Source organism: Saccharothrix sp. NRRL B-16314 (assembly GCF_000716595.1).
Classification (GTDB): Bacteria; Actinomycetota; Actinomycetes; order Mycobacteriales; family Pseudonocardiaceae; genus Actinosynnema.
The window spans coordinates 21,672-38,463 of the sequence record NZ_JNXC01000032.1 but is presented as its reverse complement, the minus strand read 5'-3'; the positions used below and the strand labels follow the sequence as shown (position 1 = coordinate 38,463).

Annotated in this window: 12 protein-coding genes; 8 read left to right on the top strand and 4 right to left on the bottom strand. The window is 73.4% G+C overall.

Going from position 1 to position 16,792, the window contains the following annotated elements:
* Nucleotides 1-134: 134 nt before the first annotated feature.
* Nucleotides 135-1,427, top strand: a complete 1,293-nt coding sequence (locus OQ02_RS32165; RefSeq protein WP_033442413.1) for an MFS transporter — start codon at nucleotides 135-137, stop codon at nucleotides 1,425-1,427.
* 18 nt (nucleotides 1,428-1,445) lie between these two features.
* Here the strand turns inward: OQ02_RS32165 and OQ02_RS41520 are convergent, their stop codons facing one another.
* Nucleotides 1,446-2,198 (bottom strand): hypothetical protein, encoded by a 753-nt coding sequence (locus tag OQ02_RS41520; RefSeq protein WP_051773057.1) that lies wholly within the window; start codon nucleotides 2,196-2,198, stop codon nucleotides 1,446-1,448.
* Between the two features lie 80 nt (nucleotides 2,199-2,278).
* On the opposite strand from OQ02_RS41520, the gene OQ02_RS47020 reads away from it, so the two are divergent.
* From OQ02_RS47020 to OQ02_RS32140, 6 genes are all read left to right on the top strand, one after another.
* Complete coding sequence (locus OQ02_RS47020) at nucleotides 2,279-2,575, top strand: hypothetical protein (RefSeq protein ID WP_331281564.1); 297 nt, start codon at nucleotides 2,279-2,281, stop codon at nucleotides 2,573-2,575.
* A gap of 219 nt (nucleotides 2,576-2,794) precedes the next feature.
* Nucleotides 2,795-3,118, top strand: coding sequence for a hypothetical protein (locus OQ02_RS47015; protein ID WP_331281563.1), 324 nt, complete (start codon nucleotides 2,795-2,797; stop codon nucleotides 3,116-3,118).
* On the top strand, nucleotides 3,100-3,531 hold the full coding sequence (locus OQ02_RS47010; RefSeq protein WP_331281562.1) for a cytochrome P450: 432 nt from the start codon (nucleotides 3,100-3,102) through the stop codon (nucleotides 3,529-3,531). Before OQ02_RS47015 ends, OQ02_RS47010 begins: the two co-directional genes overlap by 19 nt.
* Nucleotides 3,531-5,225, top strand: coding sequence for a cholesterol oxidase substrate-binding domain-containing protein (locus tag OQ02_RS32150; RefSeq protein ID WP_033442412.1), 1,695 nt, complete (start codon nucleotides 3,531-3,533; stop codon nucleotides 5,223-5,225). Before OQ02_RS47010 ends, OQ02_RS32150 begins: the two co-directional genes overlap by 1 nt.
* Nucleotides 5,226-5,268: 43 nt before the next feature.
* Nucleotides 5,269-7,593, top strand: coding sequence for a glycoside hydrolase family 95 protein (locus tag OQ02_RS32145; RefSeq protein WP_231500318.1), 2,325 nt, complete (start codon nucleotides 5,269-5,271; stop codon nucleotides 7,591-7,593).
* Nucleotides 7,568-9,598, top strand: coding sequence for a HEAT repeat domain-containing protein (locus OQ02_RS32140; protein ID WP_033442411.1), 2,031 nt, complete (start codon nucleotides 7,568-7,570; stop codon nucleotides 9,596-9,598). Before OQ02_RS32145 ends, OQ02_RS32140 begins: the two co-directional genes overlap by 26 nt.
* A 291-nt stretch (nucleotides 9,599-9,889) precedes the next feature.
* On the opposite strand, the gene OQ02_RS32135 is transcribed toward OQ02_RS32140, so the two are convergent.
* Nucleotides 9,890-12,091, bottom strand: a complete 2,202-nt coding sequence (locus tag OQ02_RS32135) for an ATP-binding protein (protein WP_033442410.1) — start codon at nucleotides 12,089-12,091, stop codon at nucleotides 9,890-9,892.
* A gap of 299 nt (nucleotides 12,092-12,390) precedes the next feature.
* Between OQ02_RS32135 and OQ02_RS32130 the strand changes: the two genes are divergently transcribed.
* The gene (locus OQ02_RS32130) at nucleotides 12,391-13,344 is read left to right on the top strand and encodes a hypothetical protein (RefSeq protein WP_033442409.1); all 954 of its coding nucleotides are present in this window, start codon (nucleotides 12,391-12,393) and stop codon (nucleotides 13,342-13,344) included.
* Here OQ02_RS32130 and OQ02_RS32125 read toward each other — a convergent pair.
* A complete protein-coding gene (locus OQ02_RS32125; protein WP_033442408.1) occupies nucleotides 13,319-14,182 on the bottom strand; it encodes a toll/interleukin-1 receptor domain-containing protein in 864 nt (287 codons plus the stop codon). The genes OQ02_RS32130 and OQ02_RS32125 overlap by 26 nt on opposite strands.
* Nucleotides 14,166-16,790, bottom strand: coding sequence for a CHAT domain-containing protein (locus OQ02_RS32120; protein ID WP_156077449.1), 2,625 nt, complete (start codon nucleotides 16,788-16,790; stop codon nucleotides 14,166-14,168). The genes OQ02_RS32125 and OQ02_RS32120 overlap by 17 nt, the downstream gene beginning before the upstream one ends.
* Nucleotides 16,791-16,792 lie beyond the last annotated feature (2 nt).

Genomic DNA, 16,792 nt, shown 5'->3' with positions numbered 1-16,792 from the left:
TTGACACGCCCGTCACCAGGGGCGGTCTTTCCGCCCGGTCGGCACAGCGGGCATGATCGGCACGGCGAGGTGATCGACGGGTCGGTGACGGCATCCGGCCCCCGGTCCGACCGGCGACGCAGCAGGAGAGCGGAATGGTCGCAGTGCTGGGCGGTCTGCGGGCGAATCGGGACCTGGCGCTGCTCGCGGCCGGGTCGGGGGTGTCGAGCCTCGGCACGCAGTTGACGCTGGTCGGGTTCACGCTCGTGCTGGCCGGGTCCGGGCCGTCGGCGGTCGCCGGGCTGTTCGTGGCCGCCGCTCTCGGTGCGGTCCTCGGCGCGCCGCTCGCCGGGTGGGTCGTCGACCGGTTCCGCAACCGCATGCTGCTCGCCGCCACCGTGTGCGGTCAGGTGCTGCTGCTGATCGGCCTGCTGTTCGGGTACGAGCGGGTGCCGGTGCTCTACGGGCTGGTGGTGCTGCTCGGCTTGTCCGGGGGTGTCGTCCGGACGTGCGGGTCCGTGTTGATCCCGCTGACGACCGGCGAGGACCAGTCGGTTCGCGGCTACGCCTGGATGTCGTCGGCGCAGAACACCGGGTCCGTGGCGGGCATCGTGCTCGGTGGCGTCATCGCGGCGGGGCCGGGGATCGAGGTGGCGCTGCTGCTCGACGCGGTGGCCACGTTCGTGCACCTGGTGCTGGTCCTGCGGCTCACCGTGGACCGTGAGCCGGGGCGGGACGAGGGCGCACCGGGGTTGGGCGCCCAGTGGAGCGGGACGGTGCTGCTGCGCAGCGACAGGTTGCTGGTGGGCCGGGTGGTGGCGCAGGTGGTCGGCGGCGTCGCCGTGGCGATCGCGCTGGTCAACGAGGTCTTCCTGGTGCAGGGTCCGCTGGGCGGCGGCGACTTCACCTACAGCGCCGTGCTCGCCTGCTGGACCGCCGGCCTGCTGCTGGGGTCGAACGCCGGCCGCCGCTTCACCACCGCGCGGTCGCTGGTCGGCGCGTTCGCCACCGCCGGCCTGGTGATGGCCGTCGCGCTGCTCGCGCCCGCCCTGATCCCGCACGTCGTGGTCAACGCGGTCGCGTGGGTGGTCGCCGGCGCGTGCAGCTCGGTGCAGAACGTCACGCTCAACGAGCTGGTCCGGGTGAGGACGCCGGACTGGGCCAGGGGGCGGGTGTTCGCCGCGGTCGGCGCGATCACGGTCGGCGCGGGCACGATCGGCATGGTCGCGGCCGGCGCCGTGGTGGCCGCCGCCGGCCCGCAGCGCGCCCTGGCCGTCGCCGCCGCCTTCGCCGTGGTGTCGGCGCTCATGGCCGGCCTGGCGGTGCTGCGCCGCCACCACCTGCGCCCGCCGGTCGTGTCCCCGGACTTCGAATCCGCGCCCGAACCCGCGCCCGGACCCACTCCCGGACCGGCCCCACAAGTCAGGGCGATCACCGCCGGGGACTGACCAGACCGAGAACGGCCGTCAGGTCTGGTACTCGCCCCTCGGGTAGTACTGGACGGTCAGGCGCTGCTCGCCGAACCCGTCGTGCCCCGTGGCGTAGCGCCACTTCGCGCCGATCGCGCCGTCGAACTCCTGCTCGCGCGCCAGGACCGCGCTCACCGCGTCGTCCCCGGAGATGGTGATCCAGGAACCGCCGCCCGAGACGTTGACCGCGTCACGCCCCAGGTCGAACCGGCTGGTGAGGATCTCCACCAGCGCCAACGTCTCCGCCGCCGTCACCCGGGGCAGGACTTCCCTGTAGGCGCCGTGGTCGGGGCCTTCGTACGGGTCGTCGTCCTCCTCGTCTTCGTCCTCCTGTTCCGCCCACACGTACTTCTCGACGCTGTGCAGATCGCTGATCAGGTCGAACGCCTGCCGGTCGATGACGGACAGGCCGATCTCGCGCCCGTCGGCGAGGGTGAGGTCGAGTTCCGCTTCCAGGAAGTCGCCCGGGTCGACCTTGATGCCGCCGATCACGTGCCCGGCCACCGGCAGCGGGGCGGCGGCGGTGTCGGCGACCAGCTTCGCGGCGATCCAGAACGAGTGCGCGTCGCCGAAGGCGTCCGAGCCGGCGGCGTAGCGGGTGCCGATGCCGTCGTCCACCCTGATCACGCCGAGCGAGGCGGCCGGGTCCCATTCGGCGACGACGTTCACCATGCCGACGTGCCTGGTGTAGGTCTCCTTGCCGTCCCGGCCGGTGGTGGCGGCCCAGCCCGCGGGTTCGAAGGTGGTCATCTGTTGATCTTGCCAGACCGCGGCCCGCCGCCGGTCCGGCAACCCTTGTGCTTGCGTTGCGAGTATCGAACGAGGTGCGCATGAGTCCCAGCCCGTACGTGCTCGACCCGACCGGTGGCGACCTCCACGCCGAAGCGGCACTGCTGCGCGCGCGGGGATCGGTGACACCGGTCGAACTGCCGGGCGGCGTCACGGCGTGGTCGATCGGCCGCATCGACCTGGTCCGCCGGCTGCTCGCCGACCCGCGGGTGTCGAAGGACCCGGGCCGGCACTGGCGCGCCTGGCGGAACGGCGACATCCCGGACGACTGGCCGCTGAACCCCCGGTCGCGGGCGACGACATGGTCAACGCCTACGGCGCCGAGCACCGCAGGCTGAGATCGTTGGCGTCGAGGGCTTTCACCGCCCGCAGGGTCGCGGCGCTGGGGCCACGGGTCGACCGGATCGTGGCCGAGCTGCTGGACCGGCTCGCGGCCGGTCCGAACGTGGTCGACCTGCGCGCCGAGGTACGCCTACCCGCTGCTGATCGAGGTCGTCTGCCACCTGTTCGGCATCCCCGACGACGCCTGCCCCGGCCTGCGCGCGAGCGTGGACGGCGTGGTCGACACGACGACGACCCCCGAGCGGTCGCAGGCCGACCACCACCGGGTCCAGGAGATCCTGAACGACCTCGTCGCCGCCAAGCGCGCCGCACCGGGCGACGACCTCACCAGCGGCCTGATCGCGGCCCGCGAGGAGGACGGTGCGACGCTCACCGAGGACGAGCTGGTCAACACCCTGTTCCTGGTGATCGCCGCCGGTTTCGAGACCACGGTCAACCCCTTGACCACGCCGTCACCGCGCTGCTCACCCACCCCGACCACCTGCGCCTGGTCGTCTCGGGTGAACGCACGTGGGCCGACGTGGTCGACGAGACGCTGAGGTGGCAGGCGCCGGTCGCGAACCCGCCGCTGCGCTACGCAGTCGAGAACATCACCGTGGACGGCGTGGACATCCGTCGAGGCGACGCGATCCTGGTGAACTACGCGGCGGCCGGACGCGGCCCGGCCCACCACGGCGCCACCGCCGACGAGTACGACCTCACCCGGGCCGACAAGTCGCACCTCGCCTTCGGCCACGGCGTCCACTACTGCCTCGGCGCACCCCTGGCGCGGGTCGAGGCCGAAGTGGCGTTGCGAGCTTTGTTCGGCCGCTTCCCGGATCTCGCGCTCGCCGTGCCGGTCGACGAGCTGCGGCCGGTCCGGTCGTTCATCACGAACGGCCACCTCACCCTGCCGGTCGCGCTCACGCCCCGTCGGTTGTGGCCCGCCGCGTCCGGTCCTATGGTCGGATGATGAGCCGGCTCGGTGATTCCCTGTCCCGGCGCCACTTCCTCGGCGCGTCCGCACTGGCGTGGTTACCCGTCCCGACACCGGGAGGAGTGCCCGCCGGTGATCCGCCGCCGGACTTCCCGGCGGGCATCGACCTGTACCGGCAGGCGTACGAGAACTGGGCGGGGGAGATCCGGACCGACGAGCTGTGGACGTGCGTCCCGCGAACGCCGGCGGACGTGGTGCTCCTCGCGAACTGGGCGCACGGCCACGGGTTCACCCTGCGGCCCAGGGGTTTCCGGCACGGGTGGTCGCCGCTCACCGTCACGCCGGGCACGACCGGAGCGGACCGGGTCGTGCTGGTCGACACCACCCGGCACCTGACCGCGATGACGGTCCTGCCGGGCGCGGTGCGGACGCAGACCGGTGCGTCGATGGACGACCTGCTGGCGTTCCTGGAGGACGCGGGCCTCGGCGTGACCAACACGCCGGCGCCCGGCGACCTCACCGTCGGCGGCGTGCTGGCGATCAACGGCCACGGCACGTCCGTCCCCGCGATCGGGGAAACCCGCGCACCCGGCCACACCTACGGCTCCCTGAGCAACATGATCGTCTCGCTGACGGCCGTGGTGTGGGACGGCGGCGAGTACCGACTCCGCACGTTCCAGCGCGACGAACCGGGGTGCGCCGCGCTGCTCACGCACGTGGGGCGCGCGTTCCTGACCGAAGTCACCCTGCGCGTGGGCGCGAACCAGAACCTGCGGTGCGTCAGCAGGGTCGACATCCCGACGAGCGAGCTGTTCGCGCCGCCGGGGAGCGGTGCGTCCCGCACGTTCGCGAGCTTCCTCGACCGGGCCGGACGGGTCGAGGCCATCTGGTTCGCCTTCACCGACCACCCGTGGCTGAAGGTGTGGAGCGTGTCGCCGAACCGGCCGCTGACGTCGCGACCCGTTGTCGCGCCGTACAACTACCCGTTCTCCGACAACGTCCCCGAGCTCGTCTCCGACCTCGCCGACCAGTTGATCAACGGCGCCTGGTACCTCACGCCGACGTTCGGCCGGTTGCAGTACACCACCGCGGCCACCGGGTTGACCGCCACGCTCTCCACCGACCTGTGGGGTCCGTCGAAGAACCTCCTGCTGTACGTCAAACCGACCACCCTGCGCGAGACCGCGAACGGGTACGCGGTGCTCACCAGCCGTGCCGAGGTCCAACGCGTCGTCAGCGACTTCGCTGCGTTCTACGAACAGCTCCTGACGTCCTACGCGGAACGCGGCCTGTTCCCCGTCACGGGTCAGGTGGAGATCCGCGTCGGCGGCCTGGACGACCCGTCGCACGTCGGCGTGCCCGGCGCCGAACCGCCCGCGCTGTCGGCGGTGCGACCGCGTGGGGACCACCCCGAGTGGGACGTCGCGGTGTGGTTCGACGTGCTCACGTTCCCCACCGCGCCCGGTGCGGCGGCGTTCTACCGGGAGTTGGAGCAGTTCTTCTTCACCCGGTACACCGGCGGGTACGCCACGACGCGCGCCGAGTGGTCCAAGGGCTGGGCCTACACCACCGAAGCGGCGTGGGCGGACCACGCGGTGATCACCGGGACGGTGCCCGACTCCTACCGCCGGGGCCCCGACCCGACGTGGGACGCCGCGCTCGCGACCCTCGACGCGCACGACCCGCACCGGGTGTTCAGCAACCCGTTCCTCGACGTCCTGCTGCCCTGACCGCTTGATACCGTCACCGCCACACGAATCGGGCGGTGGGATCTTGCTGACCTTGTGGTACGACCGGCCGGCCGCCGACTGGGAGGCCGAGACGCTGCCCATCGGCAACGGCGCGCTGGGCGGCGGCGTGTTCGGCACCGTGGCCGCGGAACGGGTCCAGCTCAACGAGAAGACGTTGTGGACCGGCGGTCCCGGCTCGGCCGGGGGCTACGACTTCGGCAACTGGACCAGCCCGCGACCGGACGCCCTGAGCGGTGTGCGGGCCTTGATCGAACGCGACCACAAGGCCGATCCGGACACCGTCGCGGCGGCGCTGGGCCAGGAGCGGCGCGGGTTCGGGGCGTACCAGCCGTTCGGCGAACTCGGCCTGAGGCTGACGGACCCGCCCGCCGAGGTCACCGACTACCGCCGTGACCTCGACCTGTCCTGCGCGGTCGCCTCGGTGTCGTACGTGGCGGACGGCGTGCGGCACACGAGGGAGTACTTCGCCAGCGCCGCAGACGGCGTGATCGTCGCCCGGCTGTCCGCCGACCGGCCCGGCCGCGTCGGCTTCACCGCGTCCATCACCGCCCCCGACAACCGCACCCGGCGGACCACGGCCGTCGACGGCCGTTCGACGTTCACGGGTGCCCTGCACGACAACGGGCTGCGGTTCGAGGCCCAGTTCCAGGTGCTCACCGACGGCGGCGTCCGGACCGACGACGCCGACGGCTCGGTCACCGTCGCGGACGCCGACAGCGTGGTGCTGGTCCTCGCGGCGGGCACCGACTACGCCGAGGACTACCCGACCTACCGGGGCGCCGACCCCCATCGGCGGGTGACGGCGGCCGTCGACGCGGCGTCCGCGAAGTCGTGGGCCGAACTGCTCGACGCCCACCGGCGCGACTACCGCGAGCTGTTCGACCGCGTGCGCCTGGACCTCGGGCAGCAGCCGGTGGACGTGCCGACCGACGAACTCCTGCGCGGCTACGCGACCGCCCCCGCGCCGCACCGCCGCGCGCTGGAAGCCCTGTACTTCCAGTACGGCCGCTACCTGCTGATCTCCTCCTCGCGGCCCGGCTCGCTGCCCGCGAACCTGCAAGGCGTGTGGAACGACTCCGTGTCGCCGCCGTGGAGCGCGGACTACCACACCAACATCAACGTCCAGATGAACTACTGGCCGGCCGAGACGACGAACCTGTCCGAGACCACCGCGCCGCTGTTCTCCTACGTGGACGGGCTGCGCGAACCCGGCGCGGTCACGGCTCGCCTGCTGCACGCCGCCCGGGGTTGGGTCGTCAACAACGAGATCAACCCGTTCGGCTTCAGCGGTGTGCACGACTGGGCGACCGCGTTCTGGTTCCCGGAAGCCGGCGCGTGGCTCGCGCGGCACTTCTACGAGCACTACCTGTTCACGCGGGACCTCCGGTTCCTGCGGGAGCGGGCGTACCCGGTGATGAAGGAGCTGGCGCAGTTCTGGCTGGACGAGCTGAAGGTCGACCCGCGTGACGGCACGCTCGTCGTCACGCCGAGCTTCTCGCCGGAGCACGGCGACTTCTCGGCCGGCGCGGCGATGTCGCAGCAGATCGTCGGGCAGCTGTTCGCCGACGTCGTCGCGTCCGCCGATGTCCTGGGCGACGACTTCGGCGCCGAGGTGCGCGACGCGCTCCAGCGGCTCGACCCGGGCACCCGGATCGGGTCGTGGGGCCAGTTGCGGGAGTGGAAGGAGGACTGGGACGACCCGGCGGACGAGCACCGGCACGTGTCACACCTGTTCGCCCTGTTCCCCGGCAACGGGATCGGCGCCCGGACGACACCGGAACTGGCCGAGGCCGCCAAGGTCTCGCTGACCGCGCGCGGTGACGGCGGCACCGGGTGGAGCAAGGCGTGGAAGATCAACTTCTGGGCCCGGCTGCTCGACGGCGACCACGCGCACCGCATGCTGGCGGAACAACTCCTCACCAGCACCACCGCGAACCTCTGGGACACCCACCCGCCGTTCCAGATCGACGGGAACTTCGGCGCGACCGCCGGTGTGGCGGAAATGCTGCTGCAGAGCCAGGACGGCGTCGTCCACGTCCTGCCCGCGCTGCCCGGCGAGTGGCCGACCGGCTCGTACACCGGGCTGCGCGCCCGTGGTGACATCACGGTCGACGTCCGCTGGTCCGACGGCGCGGCAACGGAGATCACCCTGACGACCGGCCAGGACGGTCCGGTCACGGTCCGCAGCACGCTGTTCCGGGAGACCTTCCGGGTGGTCGACGCCTTGACGGGGCAGGAGGTTCCGGCGCGGGTGGACGGCGACGCGGCCACGTTCACCGGGCAGGCCCGGCACCGCTACGCGGCGTCGGTAACCTCGTCCGGTGGATCTCCTCACCGGCTTGGATGACATCGACTGGAGCGCGCTGGAGCACGCCTACGGGCCGGCGCACGAGGTGCCGGACCTGCTGCGCGGTCTGGTGTCCGACGACCCGGAGGTCCGGGAGACGGCGCTGGACGGCATGTACGCCGCCGTGCACCACCAGGAGTCCATCTACGACAGCACGCTGGCCGCGATCCCGTTCCTGATCCGGATCGCCGGCCAGGGCGGGCTGCCGGGGCGGTCCGACGTGCTGGAGCTGCTGGCGAGCATCGGCGACCCCGAAGGGGACTTCGAGCCGGGAACCCCGGAGCGGCAGGCGACCGACGCGGTGGCCGAGGCGTTCCCGCTGTTCCTGGCCGCGCTGGACGACCCGGACCCGGACGTGCGGCAGGCCGCGTGCGAGGCGCTGACGGTGTGCCGCGCCGAGACCGCCGAGGTCGTCGGCGCCCTGGTCGACAGGCTGCGGATCGAGACCGACGCCGGAGCGCGCAGCGCCATCGTGACGGCGCTCGGGACGTTCGGCGCGCGTGCCGGCGCGGAACTGCCGTCGCTCCCGGTCAGGCTGGCGGAGGTGGCGGACGACCACACCGACCCGGCGCTGCGGATCACCGCGCTCACCGAGCTGGCGGGCTTCGCCCCGGACGCCCTGCCGGACGACGTGGTCGCCGTCGCGTCAGGGCTGATCGCCGAGGTCTACGCCGCCGGCACGCCGACCGTGGAGCCGGCCGGGTTCTCCACCCCCACGCTGCTGGGAGCGCTGCGGGAACAGACCGAGCAGAGCGCGGTCGGCCGGCGCGCTCCTGACGCGTTCCTCCTGGTGGCCGGGCTGAGCCGGGCGCTCGGCGACCGGGTCGAGGACCGGACCGCGCTGCTCGTCCCGCTGTTGGAGTCCGCCGACTGGGAGCAGCGGATCGACGCCGTCCACGCCGCGAGCGCGCTGATCCAGGGCCGGCGCGGCGACCACGAGCGGCTGGTCCGGCTGATCGGGGCACAGCTCCACGCCCCGGAACCGCGCGTGCCCGGGGCCGCCGCGTCCGCGTTGCAGCACCTCGGCGAGGTGGCCGCGCCGGCCGCCGACGCGCTCGCCGCCAGCGTCGCAGCCGCACCGCGGGAGGCGCCGCACAGCGACGAGACCGGTCCGCCGGCGTGGTTGACGCTGTGGCCGCAGGGCCTGCCCGGCACAGGGCCGACCTTGCACGCCTTGGCGGCCCTGCGTGACCCGAGGGCGGTGGAGCCGGTCCGGTGGGCGCTCGAACGCCCGGAACCGCCGTCGGACATCGGGCACGTCGTCTGCGCGCTCGGCCCGCCGGCGGCCGACTTCGTGCCCCTGATCCGGGCGCGGCTGCGGGACCTGCCGGTCACCGAGGGGTTCGACTCCCGCCGCAGCGGCCTGGTCCGGGCGCTCGGGCCGCTGGGTGCGGCGGAAGCCGTGCCGGACATCGTGGAGTTCCTCCCGGAGACCTCCGCCCTGGAGTCGCTCGGCGCACTCGGGCCGCGCGCCGCCGAAGCGGTACCGGCGCTGCGCGGCCTCCTGGACGACCCGAACACGTCGGTGGCGGTCGCCGCCGCCACCGCGTTGTGGCGCGTGGACGGGGACGCCGACCGCGTGCGGTCGACCTTGGCGCGTCACCTCGACAACGTCCACGCGGTGGCGGCGCTCGGGGAACTGGGGGAGGCCGCCGAACCGCACCTGCCCGCACTGCGGGCGCTGCTCACCAAGCCCGACGACTACGGCTGGACGAGGCTGCACGTCGCGGAGGCGTTGTGGCGGCTGACGGGCGACGCCGACACCGTGCTCCCGCTCCTGACCGCCGTGTGGACGGTGAACGCCCACACCCGGCGCGCGGCCGTCCGCTGCATGGCCGACATGGGGCCCGCCGCCGCGCCGGCCGCGCCGCTGCTGCGGGAAGAACTGGCGCGACCCCGGCGGCACACGGCGAAGGACGACGGGTGGAGCAGCGACCAGGTTCGTGCCGACGAGGAGTTGTTGCGGTTGTGCCGGGGTGCGCTTGTCGCTCTCGGCGTGGAGTAGGTAGGTGCCGGCCAGCGTGCAGCGACGAGGTTCGTGCTGAGGAGGGGCGGTTGCGGCGGTGCCGGGACGCGTTCGTTGCTCTCGGCGTGGACTAGGCCGGGGTCGGCCCGCGTGCAGCGACCAGGTTCGTGCCGACGAGGAGTTGTTGCGGTTGTGCCGGGGCGCGCTCGTCGCTCTCGGCGGGGAGTAGGTCGGGGTCTGCCCGCGTGCAGCGACCAGGTTCGTGCTGACGAGGGGCGGTTGCGGCGGTGCCGGGAGGCGCTCGTTGCCCTCGGTGCGGAGTAGGCCGGGTCAGCCCGCGATCAGTGCCCGCCTGACCCGCTCCTCACCCACCATGACCGGGTCGAGGGGCGTGCCGGCGGCGGACGTCCAGAGGCGGTGGGCGGTGTCCTGGTCGCCGGTCGTCGCGGCTGCGTTGGCCAGGCCCGTCTCGGCCCGCGCGACCTCGTGGACGCTGCCGCACCGGGCGGCCTGCTCGGCGGCTCGGTCGTACCAGGCCACGGCTTCGTCGGGCCGCCCGGCGCGGAAGTGGGTCCAGGCCAGGCAGTTCAGGGCCATCGCCAGGTCCAGGTCCAGCCCGAGGGCGACGAACTCGTCGTGCGCCTCGACGCCGTGGCGCACCGCGTCCTCGAACGCGCCCAGCTCCGTCTCCGTCAACGCCATCCCGCGCAACGTGATCGCGGCGTTGCGGCGGGAACCCGAGCGGCGGTACGACTCCAGCGCGGTACCCATGTCCCGCAACGCTTTCCGGTGCTCGCCCAGGTACAGGTTCACCCACGCCAGGTTCGACAGGGCACTGGTCGTCCCGTGCTCGTCCGCCGAAGACCGGAACAGCGCCAGCGCCTCCTCGTAGTGCTCCGACGCGGCCTCCAGATCACCCCGGTCCACGTGCGCCATGCCGAGGTTGTTCAACGTCATCGCCAGCGCGTTCACGTCACCCGCCGCCCGCGCCGCCGCCGCCGCGAGCCGGTGGGTGTGGATCCACGCGTCCCACAGCTTCGCGCGGAAGAAGAAGTCCCGCAGCAGGAACGCCAACTGCCAGCACTTCCGGTGCCAGCCCTTCGCCGACGCCATGCCGCACAACGCCACCAGGTTCGGCCACTCCGCGTCCAGCCACGCCAGCGCCGACTCCGCGTCGGTGAACCCCTCGACCACCGGCGGCGGATCGTCCAGCTCCAGCGCGGGCCGGTAGCGCTGCGGCACCAGCAACTCGTCGCTCGCCGCGGTGGTGGCCAGCGCCAGGTCGGACAACCGGCGCACGGCGGCGTCCCGGTCGTCGGCGGGGATCGCGGGCAGCGCGTGCTCCAGCGCGAACGCCCGCATCAGGTCGTGGAACCCCGTGTAACCGCCGGGCCGCTGCGTGACCAGGTACGCGTCGTACAACCGGGCCAGCAGCCGCTCGGCCTCCGCGAGACCGACCCCCGCCAGCGCGGCGGCACTGCGCACGCCCACCTCACGCCCGGGGTGCAGGGCGAGCAGGCCGAACATCCGCCGCTGGTCCGCCGCCAGGCCCCGGTACGACAGGGTGAACGCGGCCGTGACGCTGCGCTCGCCGTCGTCCAGCGTGCCCAGCCGCACCGTCTCGTCCGCCAGCCGCGCGACGAAGTCCGGCAACGTCCACATCGGGCTGCCGCGGAACCGGGCGGCGGCGATCCGCACGGCCAGCGGCAGCCGCCCGCAGTGCTCGACGATGCGCTCCACCACCCCGTCGTCGGCGGGCGGAACCCGTTCCCCCGCCACCGCGCGGAACAGTTCGACGGCCTGCGCGGTGGACAGCATGCCCACCGACACGTGCACCGCGTCGTCCAGCGCGTTCAGGCGGTTCCTGCTGGTGATCAGCACTCGGCACCTCGGTTCGGCCGGTAGCAGGGGCAGGACCTGCCGGGCGCTGCGGACGTTGTCGAACACCAACAGCATCCGCTTGCCCCGCAGTCGGTCGCGGTAGAAGTTGGCCCGGCCGTCCTCGTCGCGCGGCGCGTCCTCGGCCGGGACGCCGAGCATGCGCAGCAGGCGGTCGAGCACGTCGTCACCGGTCGGGCCGGTGTCGCCGGGGGTGAAGCCGCGCAGGTCCAGGAACAGGCAGCCGTCCGGGAAGTGGGTTTCGGCGGTCCACGCCGCCCGCAGCGCGAGCGCCGTCTTGCCCACGCCCGCCATGCCGTCGAGCACGCACACCGACGCCGAACCGCCGACCAGCGCCGCGTTGATCCGGCGCAGCTCCTCGTCCCGCCCGGTGAAGTGCGACGTCACCGCCGGCAGCCCGGAGAACCCGACCGGTTCCGGCACCGCGACCAGGGCTGCCAGCGCACCGCCCGCGTGGAGCACGGAATCGCACGCCACCGCGAATTCCCGGTTCGCCGTGGCATGGCCGTTCTCCACCTTGCTCAGGTGGCTCTTGCTGTAGTGGACCCGCGCCGTGAACGCCGTCAGCGACAACCCCGCCGCCTCACGTCGCCGCCGCAGTTCCCTGCCGAACTCCGTCGCCCGATCGGTCACCGCCGCATTATGGCCCGGCGGGAGCACCGCCGGGTGCCCGCTCAGCCGAACGGGAAACCGCAGATCAGCATGAGGATCGCGTTGGAGTGTGTGTGCATTGCCGGCTCACCTCCTCTTATCGGTGCCGGCACCGGAAATGTCCGACACCAGGAAGGATGCCGATCCCACTCCGCGCCGGACAGTGGTTTCCGGCCGGGGGAAACAATCGGAAACCCGGGAAACGCCGGTGTCGGCACCCGCCTGCACCGCACCGGGACGTGGCACGCTGGGGCGCATCGGTACCCAGGGGAGGTGCGGGGGTGGAGCTCAGCGTCGCCGAACTCGTGGCCGAGCTGAAATCGCTGCGCAAGGGGCGGGGGATCGAGAGCGCCGACGTCGACACGCGGGTCGCGCCGCCGCTGCGCCGGCTCGTCGGCCTCGGCGACGACGACGGTCCCGCGCGGGTCCGCCGGCAGCTCAGGGACTGGCTCACGACCCACGCCAAGGGCCTGCCCGAAGACCTGCGGACGGCGGCGTGCCAGGCGTTCGGGCTCGACGGCGACGCCCGGCTCTACCAGGAACGGGTCCGCTCGGTGGCGCTCCTGATCGAGCGCGACGACCGCACCGCCCGTCGCCGCATCGACGACGCCCTGCTGAGGATCGCCCAACGCGCGCTCGACCCGGACGCCCGCCGCCCCGCCCCCGACCTGCCCTGGCGCACCGCCGAGCTGAGCGCCGTCGTGGTGCTCGACCTGCCGGTGCCGGAAGTGATCGAGACCCGGCGGATCGTCGCCCAGCACGACGGGCTGGCCGAGGTCGAGCTGTCCGTGACGCTGGAGCCGCCGGACCCCGGCCGGGGCCCGCTGGACGACATCGGCCTGGACGTCCTGTACGGCGGGGTGCTGACCGACCGTGCCCGCAGGTCCACCAACCGGATCGGGTTCGCGCTGCGCCTACCGGAACCGTTGCGGCGCAACGAGGAGCACGAGTACTCGTTCCGCATCCGGCTCTCACCCGAACGCGGCATCGCGCCCTACTACGTGTGCACCCCGCGCTTCCCGTGCGCGTCGTTCCGCCTGCACGTCCGGTTCGGCCCCGGCCGGGTGCCCGGTGCGATCTGGCGGCTCCAGGACACCCTGCCGATCGAACTGGCCGACCCCGAGTCGAGCCGCGAGCGCGTCACCGCGAACGGGTCCGGTGAGGTGCACTTGGCGTTCACCGACCTGAAGCCGAACCTGTCCTACGGCGTCACCTGGGGCGACGCCGCGGGATGAGGTGCTCGAACGCCGACCTGACCAGCGTCTCCACCATCTCCGGCGGCAGCCCGCCGGCCGACGGCGAGTCCAGGTACGTGGACTTCGCGAACGTGCCATCCGGTCCGAACGACTCCATCCGCACCGCCAGGTCGACCGTGTCGCCGTCGTCCAGCGACGTGATCGGCACCGGCTCGTCGGGGATCGACTCGCCCGCGCGCCGCAGCTCGTAGTCGAACCTGATCCCCACCGCGCCGCCGAACTTCGTCTCCTGGTCGGGCAGCGCGAGCGCCTGCCGCACCGCGTCCTTCAGCCCGCTGCCGGTGGTCACGGCCGGCACGGCGACCTCGTGCGCCACCGCCAGCGCGTGGTTCCGCACGTACAGGGTGATCGTCGGACCGGACGGGACGGACCGGACGGGAGCCGGCAGCACGGGTTCACCGACAGCGGAGTCCCGCTGCCACACGGCGGTCAGCGCCTCGGCCACGGCAGGTAGGTCCCCTCGGGCGTCGAGGTACTTGCGCGGTGCGAGCAGCGTAGGCAAGGGGGTGTCGTCCAACCGGACCACGAACAGGAAGCAGTGCCGCTGGTCGAGGTCGCGGGCGAGCGCCGCCGTCCACTCCGCCGCCACCCACTTGCGGTCCACCGTGTGCCGCGACCACAGCAGCACGAAGAAGTGGGACTCCTCGATGCCCTGGTTGATCGCGAGCAGCAGGTCGTCGCCCGCCTTGATGCTCAGCTCGTCCACGAACGCCGCGAAACCGCGTGCGCCCAACTCCTTCCCGAGCAGCCGGGCGGATTCCCGGTCGTTCCCGGAGAACGACAGGAACACCTTCGGGCGGTCAACGGTTCGCGGCACGACGCCTCCAGTTGTCGAATGTCCGGCGCAGCAGCCGACGCAAGGGTCCGGCCGCGGTCTGCCACCCCGCGTCGCCGTAGACGGTCCAGCAGGCCCAGCGCGCCGGGTGGTCCTGATCGGGCACCGGTGTCGGGACGTCGTCGACGAGCGCGTGCGCGACGACCTCACCCCGCACCACGTCGCCCTGGGCGCGTTGGAGCGCGACGTCACGGGGCAGGTAGCGGGCGTACTCCCCGAACCGGTCGAGCACGGCCGTGGCGACCGCCTCGTCGGCCACCCACCGGGCCGCGACGACCGAGGCCGCGCCCGCCTGCAACCCGGCGCGCACCAGGCCGACCGGCTCGTCCTGGCCCACCCGGTTCGCCATCCCGGATTCGCAGGCGCCCATCACGAGCGTGCCGCAGCCGGACAGGTCGAGCCCTTGCAGCTGGTCGGACCGCAGCCACCCGTCCGGGCCGTCCGGTGCGAGTTGCAGCCACGACCGGGCCGGGTCCTCGCGGTCGTGCTCACCGTGGCCGTGGACGCGGACCTGGTGGTGCCGACGCCGGGCCAGTTCGGCGCGCAGCCCCGCCGGGGTGGCGGCCTCGCCGTCGAGGAGCGTGTGGCCGGGTCGTTCCGCGGCGGCGGCGGCGAGCCTGCCGCGCATCGGGCTCACCAGCAGCACCCGGTCGCCGCGCCGGCGGCGGGCCCGGTGCAGCAGCGGGCGCCGCGCGGACAGGCACGGCAGGTCGGACAACGCGAACCGGTCTCCGAGCCGCTGCCGCTGTCCGCCGGGCAGCACCAGCGCGGCGAACGGCACGTCGGCCAGCACACCGCCCACCATGACCGCGACCCGGTGGACGTGCGGCGGGAGTTCCCCGGTCAACGGGGCGAGGTCGAGCAGGTCCGCGATGTCCGCGAGCCGCTGCTCGAAGTCGCCCGTCCTGATCCCCAGGTCCAGCACGGACTTGCCCCACCACGACTTCAGCCCCTTCACCGCGGCCACGAGGTGTTCCCGGGCCACCGGCGCGGACCAGTGCCGCAGCACGCCGTGACCCAGCAGGACGTGGTGCACGCGGTGCGGGGTGGCGTGCAGCATCCACACCACCTGGGACTTCGGCAGGTCTCGGGTCACGTCACCCACCCACCGCCACGCGGCGTCCAGGTCGGTGATCCGGGGCAAATCGCGGAGGAACCCCGCCCCGCCGGGCAGCAGGCCGTCCAGGATCGTCGCGCCGCGCGCCTGCTCCACCGCCACGACGACCCCCGCCACGGCGTGCGGCCCACGCCCGGTCACCGCGTCGTGGGCCGCACGGACCCGCTCGTCGTGCTCGTCCGCGGCCGACAGCAGCATCCGCACCCGCACGGCGTCGCTGTCCTGCCGTGCGGCGATCCGCTCCTCCAACCCGTGCGCCTCGACCCAGCACGCGTCCGCCCGGTCCTCGTGCTCCAGCTTGAACAGCACCCGGCCGAGCAGCCGCAACGCCAGCACCCGCGTCTCGGTGAGCGCCGTCGACGCGGCCCGCCCGGCCGCCGCGGTGAAGTGGCCGACCGCCTCGCGCAGGGACGACTCGTCACCGGACTCGTGGAACCGGCCCCACTCCAGCTCACCGGCGGTCAGGTGCCACGACGCCACGTCACGGTCGCCGTGCGCCAGGTCGCGGAGTTCGACGAGCAGCTTCTCCGCCTCCTCCAGCCGCCCGGCGACGAGCAGCCGGCGGGCGTACTCGACCCGCCGCTCGAACCGGGGCGACCGGTCGGGGTCGACGATGCCGTCGGGCGACAGCCGTTCCACCTCCCGCCGCGCCGCCACCGGGTCGGGGGCGTGTTCGGCGGCGTCGAGCAGCATCGGGCGCAGCCGTTCGGCCAATTCAGGCCGGCGCGTCAACCACAGCAGCGCGGTGAGGTCCGCCAGCACGGGCAGCCGCAGCGCCGGGTCGACCTCCGTCCGCTCCAGGCACTCCAGCAACGTCCGGCACGCCTCCTCGTACCGCAGCTCACGGCGGAACGCCAAGGCGCGCAGCAGGTAGTCGGCGGTGGTGCGCGGCGCCGGCCCCGACACCACGTCCGACACCGCCGACTCCACACCGTGCCGGACCGCGAGCGTGAGCAGGTCGCCGTCGACGCCGGCCACGCCCTGCTCGTGGTCCAGCACCAGGAACGCGTCCCTCGCCTCGCCGAGCTTCCGCTCGGCGAGCAGCAGCTCACTGCGGTCGGCGGCCACCAGCCCGTCCAGCCGCAGCAGCCGCGCGTGGTCCTCGGGGTCGAGCACCGCGCCGCGGGCGAGGGCGGCCCGCACCGCTTCCACGTCGTCCCCGGCGCGCGCCTGGTCACCGGCGGCGCTGCTGATCTCGGCCCGCAGCAACGACAACCCGACGTGGTCCGCGCCCAGCGACCCGGCGTACTCCGCGCACCGCTTCGCCGCCCGCGCCACCGCGCCCGACGTCAGCAGCGCCGCCACGTGGTCGATCGCGACCGACTCGCCGAGCGGCCCACCGCCGGCCAGCTCGAACACCGTCTCGTAGGCGGCGTCGGCCCGCCGGACGTCACCCCGCGCGACCGCCCGCCGCGCCGCGGTGAGGGCACGTCCGACCGGGCTGTCCGGGTCGACCTCGAAGTCACCGGCCATCG

What these genes read in the sequence shown, in the direction of transcription:
- OQ02_RS32165 (WP_033442413.1), top strand. Translation starts at nt 135, where the DNA reads ATGGTCGCAGTGCTGGGCGGTCTGCGGGCGAATCGGGACCTGGCGCTG.
- OQ02_RS41520 (WP_051773057.1), bottom strand. Translation starts at nt 2,198, where the DNA reads ATGACCACCTTCGAACCCGCGGGCTGGGCCGCCACCACCGGCCGGGAC.
- OQ02_RS47020 (WP_331281564.1), top strand. Translation starts at nt 2,279, where the DNA reads ATGAGTCCCAGCCCGTACGTGCTCGACCCGACCGGTGGCGACCTCCAC.
- OQ02_RS32150 (WP_033442412.1), top strand. Translation starts at nt 3,531, where the DNA reads ATGAGCCGGCTCGGTGATTCCCTGTCCCGGCGCCACTTCCTCGGCGCG.
- OQ02_RS32120 (WP_156077449.1), bottom strand. Translation starts at nt 16,790, where the DNA reads ATGGCCGGTGACTTCGAGGTCGACCCGGACAGCCCGGTCGGACGTGCC.